Origin of the sequence: Streptomyces sp. MZ04, assembly GCF_004684775.1 — a bacterium.
Lineage (GTDB): Bacteria > Actinomycetota > Actinomycetes > Streptomycetales > Streptomycetaceae > Streptomyces.
Genome location: NZ_SRIC01000109.1, coordinates 1 through 24,356, shown reverse-complemented (window position 1 = coordinate 24,356; position 24,356 = coordinate 1). Strand labels below are relative to the sequence as shown.

The 24,356-nt window shown below is 71.3% G+C and carries 21 protein-coding genes; 8 read left to right on the top strand and 13 right to left on the bottom strand.

Annotated elements, in window-relative coordinates:
• Nucleotides 1-3: 3 nt before the first annotated feature.
• Nucleotides 4-567 carry a GNAT family N-acetyltransferase gene (locus E2651_RS22420; RefSeq protein ID WP_135332983.1) on the bottom strand — a complete coding sequence of 188 codons (564 nt, stop codon included), beginning with the start codon at nucleotides 565-567 and terminating at the stop codon, nucleotides 4-6.
• 277 nt (nucleotides 568-844) lie between these two features.
• Here E2651_RS22420 and E2651_RS22415 point away from each other — a divergent pair, with 277 nt between their 5' ends.
• On the top strand, nucleotides 845-1,387 hold the full coding sequence (locus tag E2651_RS22415; protein ID WP_245239097.1) for a M4 family metallopeptidase: 543 nt from the start codon (nucleotides 845-847) through the stop codon (nucleotides 1,385-1,387).
• Between the two features lie 78 nt (nucleotides 1,388-1,465).
• Here the strand turns inward: E2651_RS22415 and E2651_RS22410 are convergent, their stop codons facing one another.
• The gene (locus E2651_RS22410) at nucleotides 1,466-2,758 is read right to left on the bottom strand and encodes a GAF domain-containing protein (RefSeq protein ID WP_135332981.1); all 1,293 of its coding nucleotides are present in this window, start codon (nucleotides 2,756-2,758) and stop codon (nucleotides 1,466-1,468) included.
• Nucleotides 2,759-3,016: 258 nt separating this feature from the next.
• Entirely contained in the window at nucleotides 3,017-4,654 is a 1,638-nt protein-coding gene (locus tag E2651_RS22405; RefSeq protein WP_135332980.1) for an acyl-CoA dehydrogenase family protein, read from the bottom strand.
• Between the two features lie 17 nt (nucleotides 4,655-4,671).
• On the opposite strand from E2651_RS22405, the gene E2651_RS22400 reads away from it, so the two are divergent.
• Entirely contained in the window at nucleotides 4,672-5,811 is a 1,140-nt protein-coding gene (locus E2651_RS22400) for a YihY/virulence factor BrkB family protein (RefSeq protein WP_135332979.1), read from the top strand.
• Between the two features lie 189 nt (nucleotides 5,812-6,000).
• Here the strand turns inward: E2651_RS22400 and E2651_RS22395 are convergent, their stop codons facing one another.
• A complete protein-coding gene (locus E2651_RS22395) occupies nucleotides 6,001-6,867 on the bottom strand; it encodes an NAD(P)H-binding protein (RefSeq protein ID WP_135332978.1) in 867 nt (288 codons plus the stop codon).
• Nucleotides 6,868-6,947: 80 nt separating this feature from the next.
• Between E2651_RS22395 and E2651_RS22390 the strand changes: the two genes are divergently transcribed.
• On the top strand, nucleotides 6,948-7,886 hold the full coding sequence (locus E2651_RS22390; protein ID WP_135332977.1) for an AraC family transcriptional regulator: 939 nt from the start codon (nucleotides 6,948-6,950) through the stop codon (nucleotides 7,884-7,886).
• Nucleotide 7,887: 1 nt separating this feature from the next.
• The gene (locus tag E2651_RS22385; protein WP_245239095.1) at nucleotides 7,888-8,610 is read left to right on the top strand and encodes a helix-turn-helix domain-containing protein; all 723 of its coding nucleotides are present in this window, start codon (nucleotides 7,888-7,890) and stop codon (nucleotides 8,608-8,610) included.
• On the opposite strand, the gene E2651_RS22380 is transcribed toward E2651_RS22385, so the two are convergent.
• Nucleotides 8,593-9,006, bottom strand: coding sequence for a VOC family protein (locus tag E2651_RS22380; RefSeq protein ID WP_135332976.1), 414 nt, complete (start codon nucleotides 9,004-9,006; stop codon nucleotides 8,593-8,595). The genes E2651_RS22385 and E2651_RS22380 overlap by 18 nt on opposite strands.
• Before the next feature lie 134 nt (nucleotides 9,007-9,140).
• Between E2651_RS22380 and E2651_RS22375 the strand changes: the two genes are divergently transcribed.
• Together E2651_RS22375 and E2651_RS22370 are read left to right on the top strand one after the other, a co-directional pair.
• Entirely contained in the window at nucleotides 9,141-9,800 is a 660-nt protein-coding gene (locus tag E2651_RS22375) for a DUF4389 domain-containing protein (RefSeq protein WP_245239093.1), read from the top strand.
• Between the two features lie 37 nt (nucleotides 9,801-9,837).
• The gene (locus E2651_RS22370) at nucleotides 9,838-10,272 is read left to right on the top strand and encodes an NUDIX hydrolase (RefSeq protein WP_135332975.1); all 435 of its coding nucleotides are present in this window, start codon (nucleotides 9,838-9,840) and stop codon (nucleotides 10,270-10,272) included.
• On the opposite strand, the gene E2651_RS22365 is transcribed toward E2651_RS22370, so the two are convergent.
• The 3 genes from E2651_RS22365 to E2651_RS22355 form a co-directional block, all read right to left on the bottom strand.
• On the bottom strand, nucleotides 10,256-11,008 hold the full coding sequence (locus E2651_RS22365) for a hypothetical protein (RefSeq protein WP_135332974.1): 753 nt from the start codon (nucleotides 11,006-11,008) through the stop codon (nucleotides 10,256-10,258). The two genes, E2651_RS22370 and E2651_RS22365, sit on opposite strands and share 17 nt — an antisense overlap.
• Nucleotides 11,009-11,046: 38 nt before the next feature.
• Entirely contained in the window at nucleotides 11,047-12,360 is a 1,314-nt protein-coding gene (locus tag E2651_RS44030) for a hypothetical protein (RefSeq protein WP_245239091.1), read from the bottom strand.
• Nucleotides 12,361-12,506: 146 nt separating this feature from the next.
• Nucleotides 12,507-15,401 (bottom strand): glycoside hydrolase family 2 TIM barrel-domain containing protein, encoded by a 2,895-nt coding sequence (locus E2651_RS22355; protein ID WP_135332973.1) that lies wholly within the window; start codon nucleotides 15,399-15,401, stop codon nucleotides 12,507-12,509.
• Nucleotides 15,402-15,587: 186 nt separating this feature from the next.
• Here E2651_RS22355 and E2651_RS22350 point away from each other — a divergent pair, with 186 nt between their 5' ends.
• Nucleotides 15,588-16,283, top strand: a complete 696-nt coding sequence (locus tag E2651_RS22350) for a pyridoxamine 5'-phosphate oxidase family protein (RefSeq protein ID WP_245239089.1) — start codon at nucleotides 15,588-15,590, stop codon at nucleotides 16,281-16,283.
• Between the two features lie 68 nt (nucleotides 16,284-16,351).
• Here the strand turns inward: E2651_RS22350 and E2651_RS22345 are convergent, their stop codons facing one another.
• Genes E2651_RS22345 through E2651_RS22335 form a run of 3 tightly spaced genes read right to left on the bottom strand, consistent with a single transcriptional unit; the run spans nucleotide 16,352 to nucleotide 19,831 of the window.
• The gene (locus E2651_RS22345; protein WP_245239087.1) at nucleotides 16,352-17,257 is read right to left on the bottom strand and encodes a GAF domain-containing protein; all 906 of its coding nucleotides are present in this window, start codon (nucleotides 17,255-17,257) and stop codon (nucleotides 16,352-16,354) included.
• A 25-nt stretch (nucleotides 17,258-17,282) separates the two neighbouring features.
• Nucleotides 17,283-19,232: a CheR family methyltransferase gene (locus tag E2651_RS22340; RefSeq protein ID WP_135332972.1), complete on the bottom strand. Its 1,950-nt coding sequence runs from the start codon at nucleotides 19,230-19,232 to the stop codon at nucleotides 17,283-17,285.
• Complete coding sequence (locus E2651_RS22335; protein WP_135332971.1) at nucleotides 19,232-19,831, bottom strand: chemotaxis protein CheB; 600 nt, start codon at nucleotides 19,829-19,831, stop codon at nucleotides 19,232-19,234. The genes E2651_RS22340 and E2651_RS22335 overlap by 1 nt, the downstream gene beginning before the upstream one ends.
• Before the next feature lie 134 nt (nucleotides 19,832-19,965).
• Here E2651_RS22335 and E2651_RS22330 point away from each other — a divergent pair, with 134 nt between their 5' ends.
• Nucleotides 19,966-22,503, top strand: coding sequence for a polysaccharide lyase family 8 super-sandwich domain-containing protein (locus E2651_RS22330; RefSeq protein WP_135332985.1), 2,538 nt, complete (start codon nucleotides 19,966-19,968; stop codon nucleotides 22,501-22,503).
• Between the two features lie 140 nt (nucleotides 22,504-22,643).
• On the opposite strand, the gene E2651_RS22325 is transcribed toward E2651_RS22330, so the two are convergent.
• On the bottom strand, nucleotides 22,644-22,838 hold the full coding sequence (locus tag E2651_RS22325; protein ID WP_135332984.1) for a ferredoxin: 195 nt from the start codon (nucleotides 22,836-22,838) through the stop codon (nucleotides 22,644-22,646).
• Between the two features lie 46 nt (nucleotides 22,839-22,884).
• Nucleotides 22,885-24,135: a cytochrome P450 gene (locus tag E2651_RS22320; protein ID WP_135332970.1), complete on the bottom strand. Its 1,251-nt coding sequence runs from the start codon at nucleotides 24,133-24,135 to the stop codon at nucleotides 22,885-22,887.
• Between the last annotated feature and the right edge of the window lie 221 nt (nucleotides 24,136-24,356).

The window sequence follows — 24,356 nt, the reverse complement described above, 5'->3', positions numbered from 1 at the left end:
CCGCTAAGCCCCCGGCCAAGGCCCCGGCGGAGCCACATCCGCCTCCTGCTCAACCTTCGTATCGAAAAGCTTGAAGCCGCGCCGCAGATAGTTGTCCATCGCGTGCTCCCCGTCCTTGGAACACGTGTGCAGCCACACCCGCTTCGTCGGCGTGAGCTCCGGCCAGCGCTCGGCCAAGTCCCACGCGCGACGGACGCCCTGCGAGAGCAGATGCCCGCCGATCCGCCGCCCGCGGAAGGCGGGGATGAGGCCGAAGTACACGATCTCGACGACACCGCCCTCCTGCGCCGCCAGTTCGACGTATCCGGCCGGTGTCCCCTTCTCGTACGCGACCCAGGTCTCGACGCCCGGCTTCCCGAGCTCCTCCTGCCACTGGGCGTAGGAGAGGGAGAGCCGGTCGGTCCAGCGGATGTCGCCGCCGACGGAGGCGTAGAGGAAGCGGCTGAACTCGGGGGAGGGGATCTCGGCCCTGACGATCCGCAGGTCGTCGCCCTCGGGTGCGGCGGCGGGCAGCAGATCGGTGGGAGCGGTCTGCTCGAGGGACCACGTGGTGACAGTGATGCTCATGTGGGTCAGCGAATCATGAGCCGCGGACCCTGGCCAAAGGGGCCGGGATGCGGGAAGATCCCGCAGCGCTTCGTCGGGGGACCAGACCCTCGTCGACGACAAGGATTCCGCGAGCTCCGTTCCCGAGAGCGCCTATGCGACCGCCGCCCTGCGCGGCCTCGACTCCAGTGGAGGGCTCAGCGGGAAATGGGCCTACGTCAGATCGGACACCGGCGCCTCGGCCAAGGTCGCCGACGCCGGGACGTACACCCGCCACGATGACCAGTTCGAGCAGGTCATGGCCTATTTCTGGGTCAATGAGTCACAGGAGTATCTGCAGAGCCTCGGCTTTGGGACCGAGCTTCCGGGTGCCAACGACCACGCCCAGGTGCCCGGCTTCGGCACCTCCCTGGAGGCCGGGTCGATCGGCGAGGCCTGGGGCGACTATCTGGCGGTGTCGGTCGGCGCGTACGCGGACGCCAAGTACGGCTGGCCCGCGAAGGCGGACCTCGCCTGTGTCGCCGACTGGGACTCCGCCTCGTACTCGGACGCCCCGCACTGTCTGCGCCGGATCGACAGCGACAAGACGTACGCCGACCGGGAGGGCGAGGTGCACGCGGACGGTGAGATCTGGTCCCGCGCGCTCTTCGACATCCGGGGCAAGCTCGGTGCCCGCACCGCGGACCGGATCATCGTCAACGCCCAGTTCGGCTTCGCCCCCGACACCAGCTTCGAGGACGCGGCCGTGACGACGATCGCGACCGCGCAGAAGATGTACGGCAAGGGCGCGGCGGACGCGGTGCGCAAGGCGTTCCAGGACCGGGAGATACCTGGCGTGTGAGTGAGTCGGCGCGGTTCCGCTGCGGGGCAGACTGCCCGGCGGCGGACCGCGTCGCCTTGAAGCCTCGGGCCGACGCCGTCAAGGCTCGGGGACCCGTCGCGCCCTGCGCACCGCGGGCGCCGTCGAGTGCGGGAGCAGGTTCGCCGGGCGGTCGGGAAGCAGCACCTCGACGTCCACCTCCTCCGGGAAGCGGTACGGGCGGTGGGCGAGCAGAGCGCCCAAGTAGCGCCGCACTCGGGAGAGTTCGGCGCGGACCGTCACCGTGCGCGCCGGGTCGCCGAACATGTCATCGGCGAGGTCCGACGCGCTGCGCCCCTTCGGGTGCGTACTGAGGAGGTAGAGCAACTCGGCGTGGCGCGGGCTCAGTTCGTGGGTCCAGTTGCCGACGCCGCCGCCCTCGACGGTGACCGTCCAGCGGCGCGGACCGCTCACGTCGAGGACCACGCGGGGCGCGGTGAGCGGCTGGGGTTCCTCCTCGACGCGTACCAGCCAGCCGCCGGGCAGCGGCTCCACCGCGCAGGTGCCGAGCGAGGGCAGCCAAGTGTGGCCAGCGGAAAGGGACTTGGGCAGGGATATCCGGTCCGTCGGCGGCATCCCCGTGACCGCGGCCGTCCAGCCGTCACGGTCCACCGCGACGGCACGCCCCTCGAGCCGGGCGAGGACCGGCGCCGCCACCGTCCGCAGCCGGTCCAGCGTCGTCAGATGGTTCTCCCGCAGCCGTGCCTCGGCGAGCTTGGCGACCGACGCGACCAGGGCGAGCGTCGCCGGATGCATCGTGTTGAGGGGGCCGCTGACGTCGACCACGCCGATGAGCCGGCCGGAGCGGGGATCGGTGATGGGCGCGCCCGTGCACGTCCACGCGTGGTGGGTCTCCACGAAGTGCTCGGCGGAGAACACCTGCACGGGCCTGCGCACCACGAGCGGTGTGCCGATGCCGTTGGTGCCGACGATGCTCTCGCCCCAGTCGGCGCCCGGTTCGAAGCCGAGCGAGTCGGCCTTGCGCAGCACCGTGGAGCTGCCCTCGCGCCACAGGACCCGGCCGTCCGCGTCACAGACGACCATGATGTGGTGCGCCGCGTCCGCCACCGACACGAGCGCGTCCCGCAGTACCGGCAGGACGTCCACCAGGGGCGATGTGCGGCGGCGCTCCTCGAGCTCCGCCACGCTGAGCAGCCGCGACCTGAAGTCCCGGTCCGGGTCGACCCCGTCGTCGAGCATGCGCCCCCAGGACTCACCGATCACCGGACGCGGCATCATGTGCGGCCGCTGCCCGGAGAGCGCCGCGTGGCGAACATCGGCGAGCAGCCGTGCGGCCTGTGCGCAGTCCATGGCGGAGATCCTCGCGAGGCTGATCGTCGACGTCGCGGTCATCACCGAGTCCTTCCCGAACAGACCAGTGCGTCGGGGCCCCCACTCATCCTGGCCCGTACTCATCGTGCCCCTTCGGCACCCGCAAGGGTATTAGTTCGGTAATGAACAATTGACTTGCAACCTCATGCAACCCTCGCGAACAGCCGTACGGGAGTCGAAGCTGGGCCCAACGCCGCTCACGCGGCGTTCACGCTCCTCAACGGGGCCTGAAAAGCGGGGGTGGTGCCGTGTCGGCGCAGCACCACCCCCGCGCCTCGGTCAGTCCGTGCGAGGGGCGGCACGCTCCACCACGGCGGCCAGATCGAGAGTGTGCGGCAGCGTCCCGAACGCCGAGCCCCAGTCCCCGCCGAGCCGCGACGCGCAGAACGCGTCGGCCACCTCCGGGGGCGCGTACCGCACGAGCAGCGAGCCCTGGAGGACCGTCGCCATCCGCTCCACGAGCCGCCGCGCCCGCGCGTCGATGCCGTCCAGATCGGCCAGTTCGGTCAGCAGGCCCTTGATCGCGCCGTCCAGGCGGTAGTCGGCGCCGCGGGCGAGCCCGACCTCCTGGAGGAAGGCGTTCAGCGCGAGCGGCTCCCGCTGCAGCGCCCGCAGCACGTCGAGCGCCTGTACGTTCCCCGAGCCCTCCCAGATGGAGTTGAGCGGCGACTCGCGCAGCAGCCGGGGCATCCCCGACTCCTCGACGTATCCGTTGCCGCCGAGCACTTCCAGGGCCTCCGCCGCGAGCGGTGTGCAGCGCTTGGTCACCCAGTACTTGGCGGCCGGCACCGCGATCCGCAGGAACGCCCGCTCCTGCTCGCTCCCGTCGTCGTACGCGGCGGCGAGCCGCAGCGCGAGCGTCGTGGCCGCCTCCGACTCCAGGGCCAGATCCGCCAGGACGTTGCGCATCAGCGGCTTGTCGACGAGCTTGCCGCCGAACGCCTCGCGGTACGTGGCGTGGTGCACGGCCTGTGCGACGGACTGCCGCATGATCGCCGCCGAACCGACGACGCAGTCGAGCCGCGTCGCCGCCACCATCTCGATGATGGTGCGCACCCCGCGCCCTTCCTCGCCGACCCGGCGCGCCCACGTCCCGTCGAACTCGACCTCGCTCGACGCGTTCGACCTATTTCCCAGTTTGTCCTTGAGCCGCTGAATGGCGAACGAGTTACGCGTTCCGTCCGCGAGTACACGCGGTACGAGAAAACACGTGAGTCCCGCGTCGGTCTGCGCGAGCACGAGAAAACCGTCGGACATGGGAGCGGAACAGAACCACTTGTGCCCCGTCAGCTCATAGGTGCCTTCCTCGGCGAGGGCCCGCGCACGCGTCGTATTCGAGCGCACATCACTGCCGCCCTGTTTCTCCGTCATCCCCATGCCGAAGAGCACACCGGCTTTCTGCGACGCGGGGCGAAGACCTTCGTCGTACACCAGAGAAGTCAGCCGCGGCTCCCACTCGGCGGCGAGCTCCGGATCGGCCCGCAGCGCGGGCACCGCCGCGTGCGTCATCGACAGGGGACAGCCGTGACCCGCCTCCACCTGCGTCCACACCAGGAATCCCGCCGCGCGCCGCAGATGCCCGCCGGGCCGCACCCAGGCGGTGGTCAGACCGGACGAGACGGCCTTCCCGAGCAGCCGGTGCCACGAGGGATGGAAGTCGACTTCATCGACGCGATGGCCGTATCGGTCAAGAGTGTGCAGAACGGGCGGATTCTCATTGGCGAGGAACCCCCATTCCCGCGCCTGCGCGGAGCCCGCCGCGCGCCCGAGTTCGGAGAGTTGCTCCTGCGCGGTACTGAGCAGCGCGGGATCGAGATGCCGTTCGATTCCCTCTGCAAGTGCCCGGTCCGCCGTGAAGACGTCATATCCCACCAGGGGCGGAGCCTGGTTGGTCACTGTGTGGGTGGTGGCTGCCATGCCGCTACGGTAAGGAGGTGCACCAGGCAAATGAAACACCCGGGCGGTCGTCGGGCCGCTGGAACCGGGCCCGCGCTCTCTACAGCAACGTCTCCAAGCGCAGGACCGCCTGGCTGCTGCTCAAAGACACGGTCAACTCGTGCGTGGAATACCGGATCCTGGGCCTGGCGGCCGAGGCGGCGTTCTTCACCCTCCTCTCCGTGCCGCCGCTGCTGCTCAGCCTGATCGGGCTGCTCGCGTACGTGGACCGGTGGACCGGCGCGAACACGATCGCCAGCGTGGAGAACAACATCCTGGAGGCGTCCCGCACGGTCCTGTCCGACAAGGGCGTCCGGCAGATCGCGGAGCCGATACTGGAGGACGTGATGCGGGTCGGCAGGCCCGACGTCATCTCCATCGGTTTCCTCTTCGCCCTGTGGTCGGGCTCGCGCGCGGTGAACGTCTTCATCGACACGATCACGGTCATGTACGGGTTGGACGGCGCACGCGGAATCGTCAAGACCCGTCTTCTCGCCTTCGGCCTGTTCATCGTGGCGCTGCTGATCGGTTCGGTGGCGCTGCCGCTGATGGTGGCGGGGCCGGATGCGGTGGTCCAACTGGTGCCGGGCTCCACGACGGTGGTGCAGATCGTGTACTGGCCGGTGGTGATGCTCCTGTCGATCGTGTTCCTCACGACGCTGTACCACGTGTCCGTGCCGGTGCGGTCGCCCTGGGTGGAGGACATGCCGGGCGCGCTGATCGCCCTCGGCATGTGGGTCCTTGGCAGCTTCCTGCTCCGCATCTACCTGACCAGCACGGTCGAAGGCCCCACGATCTACGGCTCGTTGGCGGCGCCGGTGGCGGTGCTGCTGTGGATCGGCGTCTCGGCGTTCGCGGTCCTGGTGGGCGCGGCCGTGAACGCGGCGATCGACCGTGTGTGGCCGTCCGTCGCCACGGCGGCGGCGCGGGCCGCGAACGAGAGGATTCGCGAGGCGCGGGCGGTGGAGGTGGTGGCCCGTGCGGCGGCCGCGCGGGAAGCCTCCCAGGACCCGGACGACCCGGACATGCCCTCCGAGTTCCCCGAGCGGTGGTCGCGGTTCCTTCCGCCGGACGATGTGACGTCGCGGCTGCGGACGCATGCGAAGAAGAACGGGGGCGAGGAGGAGTCGCCGGAGTAGGGGCGGCTCCTTTCCCCCAACCCCGCCCCTTCCCGAAACTTTCCGGCTGCGCCGGCCTCGAGGTGACCGCAGATCACCGGCTCCGCCGAGTTCGTCCTCAAACGCCGGACGGGCTAAAAGATTTATCTTGTACGGGGGTCCAGGGGGCGGAGCCCCCTAGTTTCGGGTAGGGGCGGGATTGGGGAAAAATTACGCCTTCCAGACGCCCAGTTCCGCATGCTCCCGAGCAAAATCGGCGAAGTCACGCGGCGCACGCCCCAGAATTCGCTGAACCCCATCGGAGAGCCTCGCGTTGCGACCATCGAGATTCGTCTCGAAGAGTTCGATCAGGAACTCCGCCTCCTCCGCCGGCACCCCGTACTCCGTAAGCGCACCCCCGTACTCCCGCGCGGAAACCGGCACATACCGAATCTCCCGCCCCGCAGCCGCCGAAATCTCCGCCACCGCGTCCCGGAAGGAGAGCAGCCGTCCCCCGGAGATCTCCACCACCTGCCCCGCGTACCGGTCGTCGGCCGCGCCGAGCACCGCCACCACCACATCCGCGATGTCCCGCGTGTCGATGAACGGCTCGAGCACCTCCCCGGCGGGGAACACCAGCTCCCCGGCCCGCATCCCGTCGAGCAGCGGACCCTCGCTGAGGTTCTGGGCGAACCAGCTGGCCCGTACGATCGTCCACCGCGCCCCGGACTCCCGCACCGCCCGCTCGGCCGGCTCCGCCTGGTCCTCGCCCCGCGCCGAGAGCAGCACGATCCGCTGTACGCCGAGCGCCACCGCCTGCCTGGCCAGCGCGCCCACCGCCTCGCCCGCGCCGGGCGCACCGACGTCCGGCATATAGGCGAGGTACGCCGCGTCCGCGCCCCGCAGCGCGTCCTCCCATGTGGAGGGGTCGTACCAGTCGAAGCGCACCGCGCCCGACCGCGAAGCGGCCCGCACCGTGAACCCGGCCGCCTCGGCGGCCTCCGCGACCCGGCGCCCGGTCTTGCCGGAGGCGCCCGTGACCAACACCGTCTTGTTCCGCGTGTCCAACTGCTGCGTGTTCAACGCGTTCTCTGTCATGACTTCAGTGAACTGCCGCGCGCCACAAGGAACCATCCGTCAGGGACTCACCCCCATACGCGTGCGTCTACGCTTCCCTCATGGACGTACTCGCAGGCTTGCTGGAGGGCCCGCGCGCGCGGGGAGCCTTCATGATCCGGGCGTGCTTCGACCCGCCCTGGTCGGTCCGCATCGCGGACGAAGCGCCGCTGTCGGTGATGATCATGGTCCGTGGCCATGCCTGGATCGTGCCCGAGGACGGGTCCGCGCCCCAGCTGATCCGTCCCGGTGACGTCGCGATCGCCCGCGGCCCCGACCACTACACCTGCGCCGACGACCCGGCGACCCGGCCGCTCGCCGAGATCCAGCCGGGCGAGCGCTGCGTGCCGCTGGGCGGCGCCCCGTTCGGGCAGTACAAGGACCTGGGCCTGCGCGCCTGGGGGCAGTCGCTCGACAGCCCCGTCGAGATGCTGATCGGGACCTATCAGGCGCGCGGCGAGATCACCGGACGGCTCCTCGACGCGCTGCCCCCGCTGCTCGTGCTGCCCACCGAGGTGTGGGACTGCCCGCTCACCCCGCTGCTCGCCGACGAGATCGCCAAGGACGAGCCGGGCCAGGACGTCGTCCTCGACCGGCTGCTCGACCTGCTGATGATCGCCTCACTGCGCGCCTGGTTCTCGCGGCCCGAGGCGGCGGCTCCCGCCTGGTACAAGGCGATGGGCGACCCGGTCGTGGGGCAGGCGATCCGGCTGCTCCAGGACGATCCCGCGCACCCCTGGACCATCGCCGCGCTCGCCGCGAAGGCGGGCGTCTCGCGGGCCGCGCTCGCCCGGCGGTTCACCGAGCTCGTGGGTGAGCCGCCGATGGCGTATCTGACGGGCTGGCGGCTCGCGCTCGCCGCCGATCTGCTGCGCGACGGAGAGCAGACGATCGCCGCGATCGCCCGCCGCGTCGGGTACGGCAGCGCGTTCGCGCTGTCCAGCGCCTTCAAGCGGGTGTACGGGGTCAGCCCCCAGGACCACCGGTCGCGGGCGGCGTAGCGTGTCGGGCGCGGTGTACGCCGAGCGGCCATCGCGCGTGGCCGGCGCGGTGCTGTGGACCCGAACCGGCGACGCCCAGAGCGCCCAGGGCGCCCAGAGCGTGCGGCCCGTCCTGCCCGACGGCTGCATGGATCTGCTCTGGTCCGGCGGCAGGCTCCTGGTCGCGGGCCCGGACACCCGCGCGTACCACCCCGGCCCGGCAGTGGCCGCCGCCCGGTACGTCGGCATCCGCTTCTACCCCGGCACCGCCCCCGCCTACCTCGGCGTCCCCGCGCACGAACTGCGCGACCGGCGCGTCGAGTTGGCCGACCTGTGGCCGTCCGCCGAGGCGCGCAGGCTGACCGAGCGGATGGAAGCGGCCCGGGACCCGGTGGCCGCCCTGGAGTCCCTCGCCCTGGAGCGCGCGGGCCGCGCGGAGCCGCCCGATGCGCTGATCACGTACGTCGTCAAGGCCCTTGAGGCGGGGCGCGGCATCGCGGCGACCGCACTGGAGGCGGGCGTCAACACCCGCCTCCTGCACCGGCGTTCACTCGCCGCGTTCGGCTACGGCCCCAAGACCCTCGCCAGGGTGCTGCGGCTCCAGCGCGCGCTGTCCCTCGCCCGGGAAGGAGTGCCGTACGCACAGACCGCGTACGCCGCTGGCTTCGCCGACCAGGCCCATCTGGCCCGCGACGTCAAGGAGTTGACGGGGATGCCGCTGGGGGAACTACTGCGCGGACGCTAGGGGTGCGAACAGGTCGACGCCGTTCCCGTCCGGGTCCAGGACCGTGGCGTACCGCTGGCCCCACTCGGCGTCGAACGGCTTGAGCTCGCTCCGGTATCCGGCGCCGGTCAGCTCCTCGTGGGTGGCGTCGACGCCCTCGGGGGTCTCGCAGTGGAACGCGAGGCCGATGCGGCCCGCGCTCTGCGGCCGCTCCCAGCCCGGGACGAACGAGCGGACGGTCTCCTCCGTGTCGAACGCGATGCGCAGACCGCCCGGCAGCGCCGCCTCCACGTGCGGCTTGTCCTCGGATCCGGCCGGGAAGCCGAGGCCGAGGCGGCGGTAGAATTCGAGGGTGGCGGCCATGTCGGAGACGACGATGCCGACCAGGTCGAAGCGGGGTACAGGTGTGCTCTTCATGCCCGGCAGAGTAGGCGGCGGCCTCCGCCCCGGTCTTGAAGAAAACGGACGCCGCGCCACTCCTTGCCGCCGCACGCCCACGGTCGTACACGTGCAGAGAAGGCACGTACGGGCCGACAGGGGAGATGACCCTCATGTGCGCCATGCCCACGGCGACCGCACCGAGCAAGTACCCGCTCAGCCCCGTCCGTCTGGAGGCCGATTACGCGCCCGCGCTGTCACGCTGGCTCTGGCTGGTGAAGTGGCTGCTCGCGATACCGCACTACGTCGTGCTGCTCTTCCTCTGGATCGGCTTTCTCCTGGTCACCCTGGTCGCCTTCTTCGCGGTCCTGATCACCGGCGGCTATCCACGGGCGCTGTTCGACTTCAACGTCGGTGTGCTGCGCTGGAGTTGGCGCGTCGAGTACTACGCGTACGGGTCGCTCGGCACGGACCGGTACCCGCCCTTCACGCTGCGGGACGTCCCCGACTATCCGGCCCACCTGGACATCGCGCACCCCGAGCACCTCTCCCGCGGCCTGGTCCTCGTCAAGAGCTGGCTGCTCGTCCTGCCCCAGCTCCTGGTGGCCGCGCTGATGTCGGGCGGCTACCGCTTCAACGGCGGGCTCGCCGGGCTCCTCGCCTTCTACGCCGGTGTCTCGCTGCTCTTCACGGGCCGCTATCCGCGCGGCATGTACGACCTCAACATGGGTCTGCACCGCTGGGTCGCGCGCGTCATGGCGTACGGCCTGCTGCTCACGGACGTCTATCCCCCGTACCGCCTCGATCAGGGTGAGCGGGAGCCCATCGGCTGACTGTCCCGGTCCGCGAATCCTCGCTACGGTGGGAGCCATGGACTTGCCGAGCGACAACCGACTGGCGGCTGCCGTCGTGGCCCACCGAGGCCGTGTGCTGCTCGTGCGGCGCAGTGAGACCGAGCGTTTCCTGCCGAGAGTGTGGGGCGTTCCCTGCGGGAAGCTCGATCCGGACGAGAGTCCGCGCGGGGGCGTGCTGCGGGAGCTCAAGGAGGAGACCGGGCTGCTCGGCGAGGTGCTGCGCAAGGTCGGCGAGTCGTCCTTCGTCAGCCGGTACCGGGGGCACGAGGTGAAGAACTGGCAGGACAACTTCCTGGTCAGGCCGCTCACTTTCGACGTGTCCCTTCCGCTGCCCGATCAGGAGTACCGCTGGCTCGCCCCGGCCGACATCGGCACGGTCGAGATCGACGACTACAACCGGGACATCGTGGAGCAGGCGTTCAGCGCGACGGCCTTCAGCTCCTGGCGCTGATCAGTGCCAGGAGCGACTCCAGTTCCGCCAGATACTCCTTGACCTCCATCGGCCGTTTGGCGACCGCCTCCGCGCGGCCGCCCGCGTCGGCCTCCGCCTCGGCCTCGGCGAACACGTCCGTGTAAGTGCGCCGCCCCGACCCCGTCTCCAGGAACAGCGTCACCGTCGTCTCCGCCGACGCGCACCACGCGCGGTGCAGGGCGTACGACGGAAGGCCGTAGCCGCTGCCCGCCGCGTACTCCGCGTTCTGCGTCAGCCGCAGCCGCGCGGGTCCCGCCGGTTCGAGGAGCCAGTGGCCCTCCTCGTCCGACAGCGACTCGCGGTACCAGGACGCCGCGAGCCCGCCGCCGCCCGCGCTCCGAACCGGCTCGTACAGCTCCATGCCGAGGGTGCCCCGCACCACGTAAGAGGCAAGCGGGGAGCGGTGGTTGTGGATGTCCTCGCGGCCCGCCCCGCGCGAGCCCGGATGCCAGATGTGGGCGCGCAGCATGTGCCGCGGACCGCCGTCGACCAGGAGCAGCTTGTCGAAGCCGAGCACATGGCGGTACGAGAGGAGCGCGCAGCCCGCCGGGTCGCCCACGCCCGCCGCCAGCTCGCGCACCAGGGCCGGGAGCCGCTCGGGCGCGCCGAGGCGGGCGACGACCGTGCGCGCCGCCCGCACCAGGTCCTCCTCGGGCAGGCCCTCCAGGGTCCCTTCGAGCAGCCGCCGGGCCCCGTGCACATGCCGACCACCCATGCGGTCACTCTCCCCCTGGTCGCGAGCGCGCCGGGGGATCACCTACCCGGCTGATACATCCATACGGCATGTGCCCGCAGTGCCGAAAGGCCTTGATAGGTCATCCACATCGGGCGGCCGAGATCGTACCCGTCCCAGTTCCAGATACCGTCGTCCTGCTGCCGCCACACCGCGCCCACCGCGCCGGAGAGCAGGGAACGCCACGCCTCCTCGCGGCCCTCGTCGGCGGCGATCTCCCAGGCGTCCGGCGTGAGCAGCGCCCGCACCATCCAGGCGGCGGTGAAGTGCCGTACGGCAAGGACCTCTTGGCGCCAGGAGTCGACGGGGTGCGGGCGGCGCACCTCCTCCTGGGTGTTGCGCAGATCGGCGCAGTCCTCGTGGTCCGGGGTCGGGCAGGCGAGCAGCCAGCGGATGCCGTCCTCGCGGGCGGCCCGCGTGTTGCTGTCCTCGCCGAGCACCCGCGCCGCACGGTCGAGCGCGACCACCGCCTGAGCCGTGTGCACGGAGGACGGACGCGTGACGGGGGCGCGCAGGGCCGGGCCCCAGCAGCGCCGGTGCTCGCGGGCGGGGTCGGTGATGGTCCGGTCGACCAGCTCGGCGCGCAGCCGGGCCGGGGCGGGCGAGTCCGGCGCCGCCCGCAGCAGGCCGCGCAGCATCGTCGTCACGACATGGGTCCTGCCGAGCCCGGACGGCTCCAGCTCCTCGGTGAAGCGCGCCGCGCACTGCGTCGCCTCCTCCGTGAGCCGCACCGGGTCCGCGCCCGCACGGGCGAGCGCCCCGAGGACAAGGGCGGTCACCTCGGGGCGCGCTGTGGAGCCCTGCGAGCGGGCCGCCCAGCCGCCGTCCGCGAGGCGAAGGCGCCACAGCGTCTGGACGAGCTCCGACGTACGCAACCGGCCGTCGGGCAGGCCGAGTTCGAGCGCGATGTGCAGGCCGTACGCGGTGCCGGTCGGCGTGGGCCGCACCGGCCGGGTCGGCTCGTCCAGGGCGTGCGCCCAGCCGGTGAGGCGGCCGCGCTCCGGGTCGTCGAGAGTGGCGAGCTCGGCGGTGAGCGTCGCGTGGGTGGCCGCCATCAGGTCCGGCAGCGGTCCGGGGGCTGGTGCGACGGCGGCCGGGGTGCGTGGTGCGGGGACCCGGCCGGTGCCTTCTGCGCCGTCCGTGTCCTCGGCTGCCGATCTGGCGCGGATCAGCGCCGCCGCGAGCCAGGCGGCGACGCCCGTCCCGATGCCGCTGACCGCCGCGATCGCGTAGCGGGCCGTGTCGCCGGATATCGCGTCCGGCAACACGCCCACCAGGGACTGGAACACCGCGTACCCCGCCGCCGCGCAGCCGAAGCCGCCCAGCCAGCCCACAAAGCGGCCGGGGCGGGAAACCGGCGGGGGAGGAGGTGTGGCCGGTGGCCTCAACGGGCCGCGACCCAGCCGCGGTTGTGACAAGGGGTGCTCCCTCCCCCCAAGGCGGCACGTGGTTCGTCGTTGACTCCCAGTCTAGTGCTGAGTCACCCGCAAACCCCGGTGAAGGTGAACGCGAACTCCGCCGGAGCGGCATGGAGTTCGTGCGGGGGCAGCACGCCGGGCCCGCAGGACTGCGAACCGATGCCCTGCTGCCCGTGGTCGAGATGGACCCACACCGTGTCGCCGGGGACGAGGTCCGTGCGGTGCCGGGCCGCGTCCAGCTGCTCCGTCGTCCAGCGCCGCGCCGTGAACCAGAACGCGGGATCGCCTTCGACGCGTACGCCATCACCGGCGAAGGCGGTGCGCAGCTCGGCCCAACGGACGTCAGCGCGGGCGCCGTTCTCCTGCGGGCGGACGTAGGGGGTCTGCATCCGGTCGGCCGGCATGAAGTGCCGGCCGACGACGGACGCCGCCGCCGTGTCCGGATAGGCCTCGCCGGGTCCGCCGCCGAACCAGTGCGCGTACCCGTAGGCGGCGGGAAGCCCGAGCCGGACACCGAGCCGGGGCAGCGGCACCGGCCACTCGCCTTCGGGCGCCACGGAGACCGTGAGCCGCAGCCGGGAGCCGTCGGACGTCCAGCGGTACACGGTGCGCAGGCCGACGTCGCGCGCGGCGGGCGCCACGCGGGTGCGGACGGTGAGCGCGTCGTCGGTCAACTCGACGGCGTCCAGGCGGTGTTGCATGCGGTGCAGGCCGAGCTCGCGCCAGCGCACGCCGTTGCGGCGGTCGGACTGCCAGGACGCCCCGTCGTCGTTGTCGGTGGGGGCGCGCCAGACGTCCAGGCGCGGGGCGGCCGGCAGCGGGATGCCGCCCAGGGTGCGCAGCTCGCCGGTGCGGGCGTCGAAGGTGCCGGGGCCCAGGGTGACGATGCCGAGGGCGATGGGGCCGGTGTCGGGCGTGGGGCGTGCGCCGGTCGCGGGGCGGGCCACGGGGCGCGGTACGACGGGGAAGTCGGCCCGCGCGACGACGTGATCGAGCTTCGTCCAGTTCGTCTCCACCGACACCGCGGCCGTGAGGTGCAGCCGTGTCTCGATGTCACGGGACGCCAACGGCACGTCCGGGAGCTTGAGTTCGGTGGATTCGCCCGGCGCGAGGTCCTTCGGTACGGCCAGTTCGCCGCTCTCGCTCGCCGTGTCGTCGTCGCTCGCGTACGTCCACTCGAAGTCCAGGTGGGAGAGGTCGGCGAAGTCGTGCAGATTGGTGATCCGGACCGTCCCCGCCGCACCGTCGTACGCGAAACGCACCGGCTGGATGACCGCCTTGTAGTCCTCGAGTCCCGGTGAGGGCGTCCGGTCGGGGAAGAGCAGCCCGTCGCAGACGAAGTTCCCGTCGTGCAGCTCCTCGCCGAAGTCGCCGCCGTAGGCGAAGCCGAACTCCGGGTGGGCGATGCCGTGGTCGATCCACTCCCAGATGAAGCCGCCCTGGTTGCGCTCGTGCGCCTCGAAGAGCTTCTGGTACTCGCTCAGGCCGCCGGGACCGTTGCCCATCGCGTGCCCGTACTCGCAGAGGATGAACGGCAGTCGGCGGCGCGCGGCCGGTCCGTCGTCGTCCTCCTTGCGGCCGATCCGCTCGACCTCGGCGTGATCGGCGTACATCCGCGAGTACATGTCGGTGTCCGCGCAGGACCGGTCGCCCTCGTAGTGGATGAGGCGGCCGGCGTCCCGCTCGCGGATCCAGCGGGCCATCGCGGTCAGGCCGCGGCCCGTGCCGCACTCGTTGCCCAGGGACCAGATGATCACCGAGGCGTGGTTCTTGTCGCGCTCGACCATGCGGGCCGCGCGGTCCAGGAGGGCGGGCGTCCAGCGGTCGTCGTCGACGGGATTGCCGCGCCACTCCTGGAGGGTGAAGCCGTGGGTCTCCAGATCGCACTCGTCGATGACCCACAGGCCCAGCTCGTCGCAGAGGTCGAGGAAGGCCGGGTGCGGCGGATAGTGGCTGGTGCGGACCGCGTTGATGTTGTGCTGCTTCATCAGGAGGATGTCGGAGCGCATCGTGGCGAGGTCGAGGGTGCGGCCCTGCTCCGGGTGGAACTCGTGCCGGTTCACGCCCCGGAACAGGATCCGGCGGCCGTTGACCTTGATGACACCGTCCTCGACGGCGACCGTGCGGAAGCCGATCCGCAGCGGGATCCGCTCGCCCGCCGTGGCGAGCATCCCGTCGTACAGGCGGGGCGTCTCGGCCGTCCACGGCTCGACGGCCACTGTCACGGCGTCGCCGGTCGCGACGTCGATGCCCAGCTCGGGCACGGTGACCCGCCCCGCCACGTCGGACGCGACCCGCAGCGTTCCCGTCCCCGCGCGATGGTCGTACGAGGCGTGCGTGAAGAAGTCGAGCGCGCAGCCCTCGGGTCGGTGCAGCAGGGTCACGTCGCGGAAGATGCCCGGCAGCCACCACTGGTCCTGGTCCTCCAGATACGAACCGGACGACCACTGGTGGACACGGACCGCGAGGACGTTGCCGTCGCGGCGCAGCAGATGCCCCACGGCGAACTCGTGCGGAAGCCGGGATCCCTTGAATTCGCCGAGGTCCGTGCCGTTCAGCCAGACGCGGGCACAGGACTCGACTCCGTCGAAGCGGAGCACGCTCCCGCCGTCCGCGGGCCAGCCGCCCGGCAGGTCGAAGACGCGCAGGTGGTCGCCGGTGGGGTTCTCGGTCGGCACGCGGGGCGGGTCGACCGGGAAGGGATAGTTCACGTTGGTGTAGGCGGGCGCGCCGTGGCCCTGGAGCACCCAGGTGCCGGGCACCGCGACGTCGGCCCAGGAGGTGGCGTCGTACCCGCCGGAGGCGAAGGAGCCGTCGGCGGCGTCGGCGGTGGCGGAGAGACGGAAGCGCCAACTGCCGTTCAGGGAGAGGGAGGCGGCGTCCGACCGCGCGTACCAGGCGCGGGGCGGGAGGCTGCCGGAACCGGGGGATACGTCCTCGTAGTAGGGGAGATCCATGGGTTCCATCAGACAGCGGGGATGCGGGGCCTCACAACACTCACGCGGCGGGGGTTGTTGGATTCTCGACGAGCGAGTTGGACGGATGACGGGGTGGATGCGGATTTCGTCGTACGAGATGCTGTGCGCGGATGACATCTGCTGAGCCATGGCGTTTCGGGCGCGATATCGGTAGCCTCCCGAGTCGTGACCACCAGCAACCACTCAGCGCCGACCTTGCCCGACCGGCTCCCGCAGACCGGCCGCACCCGCCACAGCAGGCTGCGCGAGCAGGGCGGTCTGGAGCGCGCGGAGCTCGAGGCGATCCTCGACGCGGGGTTCGTCTGCCACCTGGGCGTCGTCGTCGACGGCCACCCCATGGTGGTCCCCACCGTCTACGGCCGCGACGACACCCACCTGTATCTGCACGGCTCGGTCGCAAGCCGCAGCATGGCCGCCGACCCGGACGCCGAGATCTGCGTGACCGTGACCCATGTCGACGGCCTGATCCTGGCCCGCTCGGTCTTCGAGCACGGCGTCAACTACCGCAGCGCGATGATCTACGGCGTACCGCACAAGGTCACCGACCCGGAGCGGAAGCTGCGGGGCCTGCGGCTGCTCACCGAGCACGCGACGCCCGGCCAGTGGGACTACGCGCGGCGCCCGAGCCGCAAGGAACTGGCGGCGACGACCCTGCTCGCCCTGTCCCTCGAGGAGGCGTCCGTCAAGACGAGCGTGGGCCCGCCGGACGACGGCGAAGGACCCGACGCGGCGCTCGGCATCTGGGCGGGAAACCTTCCCCTGACGGCCAGTTGGGGCACTCCGATACCGGACCCGGCGCTGGCTCCGGGCATCGAGGCGCCGCCGCACATCGCGGAGCGCGGCGGGACGCACCAGGGCTGAGGTGCGCCCCGAAGGGGCGCGGGGAACTGCGCGACCAGCCACGAACTAGCCGCAGACAAACGACGGCCTCACGGCCCTTCCCGCGGAGCGCTCAGCTTCAGTTCCCCGGACAGAAAGCGCCGCGCCACCGAATCGGGGGCCTCGCCCAGAGCGAAGGCCCGCGCCTTGATCAGCGCGAGGGCGTCGCCGATCGAGGCGCCCGTCTGCTCGGACAGGGCGCCCGCCGCCTGGTGCACCGCGGCCCGGATGTCGGCGCCGCCGTACAGCCCGGGATCCGCGTCGGGGCCCAGGAGCACGCCCGCCGTCAGGGCCGCGGCGACCTCGTCGAGCGCCCCCGACCCGGCGAGGGCGGAGGGGGGATCGAAGACGGTCAGCGCGCCGATGCAGCGCGGCGCGACCGTCAGCGGCAGCGCGGCCACCGAGCTCAGGCCCAGGGCGGCGAGCCCGGAGCCGTAGCCGGGCCAGCACTCCTCGATGGCGGCGCCGGACACGTACACCGCGCTGCCGGCACGGGCCGCTTCACGGCCGGGGCCCGCGGTCAGGACGTACTCCAGATCCTGGGCGCCCCGCGACGGCCGGTCAGAGGCGGCGACCGCGAGCTGGCTCAGATCGTCGCCCATCAGCGTGAGCGCGGCGCTGGAGGTCCCGCAGACCTCCGCGACCCCGGCCATGAACAGGGGGCGGTCGACGCCCAGGGCCTCCGGCCGGCCGGGGCCGTGGCCGTTCGACCACTCCCGCACCCGGCGGGCGTAGGACTCCTGGAGGCGGGCCGCGGTCAGATGCCGCTCGGCGACCGCGTGGTGCCGTGCGGCCATCGTCGAGTGGAACATCCGGCCGGTCTCCGCGAAGCGCCGCTCGTGGCGTTCGGCGGTCGCCGTCTCGCGCGCCGCGCGGTCGGCGGCCCGGACGGCTCGCTGCCAGGCGGCTTCGGCCTGGCCGTCCGCGGATGACGAACTGCCTTCCATGGCCTTCATGTTCACCAGAATACGGCTCGCGGGGTCAGCCGCCGCCCGGCTCGGAGACGTCTTCCATGAGGAGAACCACACCGCCGTTGTGCCCGTCGAACGGGGAACAGATCACTGAGCAGTCGATGCTCCGGCCGATGCGGTTCACGGCGGGGATGACGACCGGTCCCGACCGCTTCCCCGAAGCGATGCACTCCTCGACGACCTGGCGCAGGCCGCCGGTGGGCAGCCCGAAGTCCAGCGAGAAGAACTCCTCGTCGAGGACCTCGTCGGCGCGCAGCCCCCACAGGTCGATCGCGCCGCGGTTCCAGCTCCTGACCCGGCTGTCGGAGGAGAGGACCACCACGCCCGCCGCAATGCTGCTGACCACGCCCTCGAGGAAGGCGCGGGCCTCGTCCAGATCCGTGGAGCGCAGCCGCATCTCGTCGTTCATGGTCTCCAGTTCCTCGTTGCCGGACCGGAGTTCTTCGTTGGTGGTCTCCAGCTCCTCGTTCGTCGACTGGAGTTCTTCGTTCGTGGTCTCCAGTTCCTCGATGCTCGACTGGAGTTCCTCGTTGGTCGTCTCCAACTCCTCGTTGGTGGACTGGAGTTCCTCGTAAGCGGTCTCCAGGTCCTCGCGCACCCGCTTGACCTCCGCCTTGAGCTGGGTGGCCAGCGTGACGTCCGTGAACGTGATGTTGGTGGCGACCGGCAGTCCCTGGCCGCCCGAGATCGGCTGGATGACGATGTCGAAGTACTGCAGCTCGCTGCCGATGCGCCGCTCCGCCCCGTTCACCCGCAGCGTCCGGCGCTCATGGGTGGCCTGGTCGACCAGGGAGCGCAGCTCGGTGGGCCGGTAGGACAGCTCCAGGTCCTGGAAGGGGCGGCCGATGTCATGGGTCGTGAGGCCGAACTGGGCCCGGGCCTCGTTGTTGATCATGACGACGCCGCCGCCCTCGTCCAGGGCGACGGCGGCGCCCGGAGCGGCGTCGAGAATCAGGTCGCGCAGCTGGCGGGTGCGCGATACGGCCTGCATCTCGGCGCCGAGGCCGGACCTCATCTTCATGGGGATCGCGGGGTACGGCGGGGTGCTGCCGCCGGGCCTGCGCCGGAAGATGCGCTGGCGGATGCTGAGCGCCTCGAACCGCTCGCCGTCGCTCAGCAGCATCTCGGCCTTGCCGAGGAAGAGATAGCGGCCCTCGCGCAGCGCGAAGTGGAAGCGGTCCACGATCTGCGTCTGCGCCTCGACGTTGAAGTACATCAGGGTGTTGCGGCAGACGAGCAGGTCGAGGCGGGAGATCGGGGCGTCACGGGTGATGTCGTGCCTGCCGAAGATCACCCGGCGCCGCAGATCGGGGCGGAACACGTAATGGGCGCCGTGCCGCTCGAAGTACTTGTCGCGCAGCTCGACGGAGAGCGATTCGAGGTTCTTCGCCGGGTACTGGCCCGAGCGGGCGTCGCGCAGCGCCTCCTCGTCGACGTCCGTGGCGTAGATCTTGACGCGGTTCAGGCTCTCCTCGATGCCGAGCGCCTCGGCGAACATGATGGCGAGCGAGTACGCCTCCTCGCCGCTGGAGCAGCCCGCGCTCCACACCCGGATCTCGTCGTCGGCCCCCAGGTCGGCGATCAGCTGGGGCACCACCTCACGCTGCAGCAGCTCCCAGGCGTCCGGGTCGCGGAACACCGAAGTGACGTTGATCAGGATCGTGTTGAACAGCGTACGGAACTCGACGGTGTCGGTCTCGAGCAGATCGCGGTAGTCCGCGTAGTCCTGCACGCCGACGTCGTCCATCCGCTTGCGGATGCGGCGCCCCAACGTGGACCGTTTGTAGCCGGTGAAATCGAAGCCGCGGGAGTCGCGGATGAAGCCGAGCAGGTCCTCGAGGCCCTGGTCGACGTCGGGTTCGGGCGCGGGCCCGCCCCGGCCGTCGGCTGCCTCCTGATCGGCACCGGTGCTCCGCTCGGGCGACGCTGCCCCGCCGCCGGTGCCGGACGACTTGCTCATCACTGCCTCTTGCTCTCGACGAGTCCGCGGATGGCCGCGGCGATTTCCTCTAGACGGAGTACGAAGTCGACGGCTCCCGTGCCGACCGCCGCCGACGGCATTCCCGCGAACTGCGCGGTCTCCGGGTCCTCGGCGATCACGGTGCCGCCGCGCGACTTGACCGCGTCCACGCCCATCGCGCCGTCCACGCCGGTACCGGTCAGCACGCAGGCGATGGCCCGCTCCCCGTACGCACCGGCCACCGACTCGAAGAGCAGGTCGGCGGAGGGGCGCACGAAGTGCACGAGCTCGCTGTCCGACAGGCTGAGGATGCCTTCGGGGCCGACGAGGAGGTGCCGGTCCGGCGGCGCCAGATAGACCGTCCCCGGGCGGATGCGCTCGTGGTCCTCCGCCAGCTTGACGTCCAGCTCCGTCCGCCGGGAGAGGACCTCCGCCAGCAGCGTCCGGTGGCGCGGATCGAGGTGCTGGACCACGAGCACCGGGACCGGCAGACCGGGGCCGAGGGCGCCCAGGAGCGCTCCGAGACCCTGAATTCCTCCGGCGGACGACGCGACAGCCACGACGGAGTACTGCCCCGATGTGTGCTGTTCGGATGTCATATTCCGAGCCTAGCCGCTGAGGGGCGCGCCGGTGGGGCAGCATGGGCGGCGGGGCCTCTTGTCGCCGCTCGGGCCATCTGCTTGACTCCGGCCGCCAGAACGCCCGGATCGCCATCACACCGGCGGAGGTCGCCATGGAGATCACCCGCAGACGTCTGCTGTCCGCCCTGTCGGCCGCCGGTCTCCTGGCGGTGATCCCCACCAGGCCGGCCGGCGCCGCGGCCGCCGACAGCGCCCGGCTCGTCGCCAACACCGTCGCGGTCTTCGCGGGGACCGCCGAGTCCAACGCCCGCCCCGAGACGGCCGCCAAGCTCGCCGCCGTGACCAAGACCGCGCGGACGCATCTGAAGTCGATGGACGACGCGGGCGACGGCGAGCTGTTCGCCGGTCTCGTGCTCGGCACCGACGACGCCAACCTCAACACGGCCTTCAAGCAGCTGTATGAGATCGCCCTCGCCACCCGCGCTCCGGGCACCCCCTCCGACCTCTACGGGAACACCGCGGTACAGCGCCGCGTGATCGACGGACTCGGCTGGCTCCACGAGCGCTACTACGGCGACCAGTCCAAGGGCTACTACGGCAACTGGTTCAACTGGGAGATCGGCATCTCCCAGCACGTCAGCAAGACCCTCGTGCTCCTCATCGACGAGGTGCGGACCTACAAACCCGGCCTCACCGCCACCTACGTCGCCTCGATGGACGCCTACCTGCGCAACGGCACCGACGGGGACGTGAACCTCGACTCGCGCTTCCACACCGGCGCCAACCTCGCCGACATCACCACCAACCGGATCCTGCAGGGCGCGCTGCTCCCCGACGGCGGGGAAGCCCGCATCCGCAAGGCGCTCACCGACCAGCTGACGGTCTTCGTCACCATCGACCCGTACCACCTGAACCACGGGGTCACGGACGGCTACTACGCCGACGGCTCCTTCATCCAGCACGCCTCCGTCGCGTACACGGGATCGTACGGAAAAGGCCTGCTCACACGGGTCGTACAGACGCTCAAGATCCTCGACGGCACGGGCTTCGCGCACGGCGAGGAACTGGTGCCGACCGTCCAGAAGTGGGTGCGCGACGGCTTCGCGCCGCTGATCTTCGAGGGCTGGATGATGGAGATCGTCAAGGGGCGCGCGGTGTCGCGGACGACCTCCGGCTACACCGATGTCGCGGTGGTCGTCGAGGCCGTCGTCGACCTCTCATCGCTCTCGGCCGGCGCCGAGGCCACCGCCCTGAAGAGCTACGTCAAGCACGTCAGGGCGACCTCGCGCGCCGCCCTCGACCCGACCGCCTTCGTCTCCCCGGTCAGCATCGTCCGCTACGCCGACATCATCGCCGACGCCTCGGTGCCGCCCGCCGACCTGAACGCCGCGGCGCGCAGCGTCGCCTTCAACGCCATGGACAAGACCGTGCACCGCAGACCGGGCTACGCCTTCGCGCTGGCGCGCAGCTCGGACCGGATCAGCAAGTACGAGTACATGAGCGGCGAGAACCTCATGCCGTGGTTCCAGGGCGACGGCGCGTACTACCTCTACCTCTCCGGGCAGGACCAGACCCAGGCGTACGGCGTCGACTACTTCACCACGGTCTCGCCGTACGGCCTCGCCGGTGTCACCGCGCCCGTCGAGCGGCGCCGCACCGTCCCCGAGCTGTACGGAAAGCCGTACTACGACAACCCGGGCCACCCCCTGAACTTCACCTCTTCCTCCGAGTCGCAGAACAAGTACGTCTACTTCCCGCGCGGCACCGATGGGCACTCGGGCGGCGCCGTGCTCGGGGCGTACGGAGCGGTGGGGATGGTGCAGTCGAGCGATGTCGCCTTCGCCGACCGGAAGTTGCTGCCCGAGGACTTCGTCGTCTATCGCAACGCGGCGGCGACGAAGTCGTGGTTCCTGCTCGACGAGGAGATCGTGGTGCTCGCCGCCGGGGTCGGCGACGGCGCGGGACGGGCCGTGACCACGACCGTCGACGCGCGCACCGCCGCGCCGGACGACCGGGTGTCCGTCACGGGGATGCTGCGTGACGGCCGCCCATGGACCGGCGCGGGCACGGGCGACCTTTCCTGGCTGCGGTACGCCAACGCCACCCGGCAGACCGCCGTCGGGTACGTCTTCCTCGACACCCCGCGGGTACGGGTCGCCCTCGACCAGGTCACCCGGAGCCGCCGGGTCGTCCGCACCGCGAACCCGGACACCCCGGTGACGCGCACCGTCCTCGGCGTGACCGTGGACGGGGCTGCCGGGGCCGAACCGGCGCGCCTGGCCTACGCGTTGGTGCCGAACGCGGCCGAGGCGGCGCTGCGGTCGTACGGCTCCGGACAGCCGCTGAAGGTCCTCGCGAACACGGTGCGGCTGCAGGCCGTGGCCCACACCGGCCTCGGTCTGACGGCCGCGAACAGCTTCACCGCGGGGCACCACGAGGCCGCCGGGGTACGGATCGACGGCCCCGCGTCGGTGCTGGTGCGGCGCCCCGGACACGGCGACGAGACCACGGTCGCCGTGTCCGATCCGACCATGGACCGGGACACGGTGAGCGTCCTGCTCCGGGGCCGCTCACTGCGCGAGGTCACGGCCGACGACGGCGTACGCGTGAGCCGGGTGCCCGGCGGGACCCGCATCGACGTGGAGACCCGGCACGCGTACGGCCGCAGCTTCACGGTGACGCTGCGCTAAGCGCTCCGCGGGAAGTGCGGTGATGAACCTGCGGGCCGGTGGGGGCTGGTCGCGCGGTTCCCCGCGCCCCTTACGGGGCGCGGTACCGCACCGGACTTCACCGAGACCGCTCAGGCGGCAACGGGCGGGGTGCTGCTCAGTCAGGATTCGTCGACGGTGACGGCCTCCACCGGGCACGCCCGGACCGCATCGCGCACCAGGGGGTCGCCGCCGCCGTCCTCGCGGCCGGGCAGCACCTCGCTCAGGCCGTCGTCGTCCTGGGTGAAGACGCTCGGCGCGGTGAGCGCGCACATGCCCGCACCCACGCACCGATCCTTGTCGACATGAACCCGCACGCTCATCTCCCATTATGTGAAGGACAGTTGCCGGTCGGCGTTGCGATCACCACGTTACGGGGAGTTCGAGCATCCCCTGGATCGTGTCGCCCGGTTTGAAGGGAATCTCCGCCGCGGGCACCGCGAGACGCAGCTCCGGCAGGCGCTCGAAGAGACTCCGCAGGGCGATCTCCAGCTCGGCGCGGGCCAGGTTCTGGCCCAGGCACTGGTGCACACCGAACCCGAAGGCGAGGTGGTGGCCGCCCGTACGGCGGAAGTCGAGCTCCTCCGGGGCGTCGTAGGCCGCGGTGTCACGGTTGATGAGGGACGTGGAGAAGACGACGCCGTCGTTCGCGCGGATGGTGTGCCCCGCGACGTCGATGTCCTCCTTCGCCACCCGCAGCATCCCCTCCGCGATGGACAGGAAGCGCAGCAGCTCCTCGATGGCGGCAGGCAACAGCGCCTGCTCGGAGCGGAGTTCGGCGAGCCGCTCCGGATGCTGGAGGAGCGTGAACGTACCGAGGGAGATCATGTTCGCCGTGGTCTCGTGCCCCGCGACGAGCAGGATCGTCGCCAGACCGAGCAGCTCGTCGCGTTTCAGACCGCCCGCCTCGAGCTGCCGCTGGATCAGCTCGTCGAGCAGACCGTCGCCCGGAGTGCGCAGCTTGCGGTCGATCAACGCGCCGAAGTACGCGTCGAGTTCGTCCCGTGCCCGGTCGACGTCATCTGCGTCCGGGCCGCGCAGCAGCCGCCGCGACTGCTCCTCGAAGAAGTCGTGGTCCTCGTAGGGCACCCCGAGCAGGGCGCAGATGACCATGGACGGTACCGGCAGCGCGAACGCGCCGATCAGCTCGGCCGGCGGCCCCTGTTCGGCCATGGCGTCCAGGAGCCGGTCGACGATCTCCTGGATCCGGGGCCGCAGCGCGGCGACGCGCTTGACCGAGAAGCTGGGGATCAGCATGCGGCGCTGGGCGTTGTGCAGGGGGTCGTCGACGCCGAGCAGGGCGAGGCGGCGGTTGCGGAGGCGGGCGAAGCGTTCGGTCGGTGCGGGGAACGCCTTGTTCTCGCGGTCGGTGGAGAGCCGCGGATCGGCGAGCAGCGCGCGGGCGGTGCTCTGCCCGGTGACCGCCCACACGGAGCGCCCGTCGAACAGGGTGACCCGGGAGAGCGGCCGCTCCTCGCGGAGCGGTTCGTAGGCCTCGGGCGGGTGGTAGGGGCAGGTGCGGTCCTGGGGGAAGGCGATGGGGGTGGCTGTAGGTGCGGATGTGGATGTGGATGCGGATGCGGATGCGGATGTGGATGCGGATGAGTCCGTCATGGATGTACCTCGCAAACGGAGAGGCTCCCTTGTCCAGATCCCATTGGATGCCTGGGGCATCTACTTCGTAACCGCAAGACCGGCCAGATCAGAGCGTTCTCAGCGGCGACGACTGGCCGGAATCACCCCCTCCACTCAACCCGTTTGCGTCCGCACCTCCTGGCGCATTCGGGGCGTACGGGCGCGTCGCGGGGGCGTGTGGTCCGGGGGAGGGCTTGGCG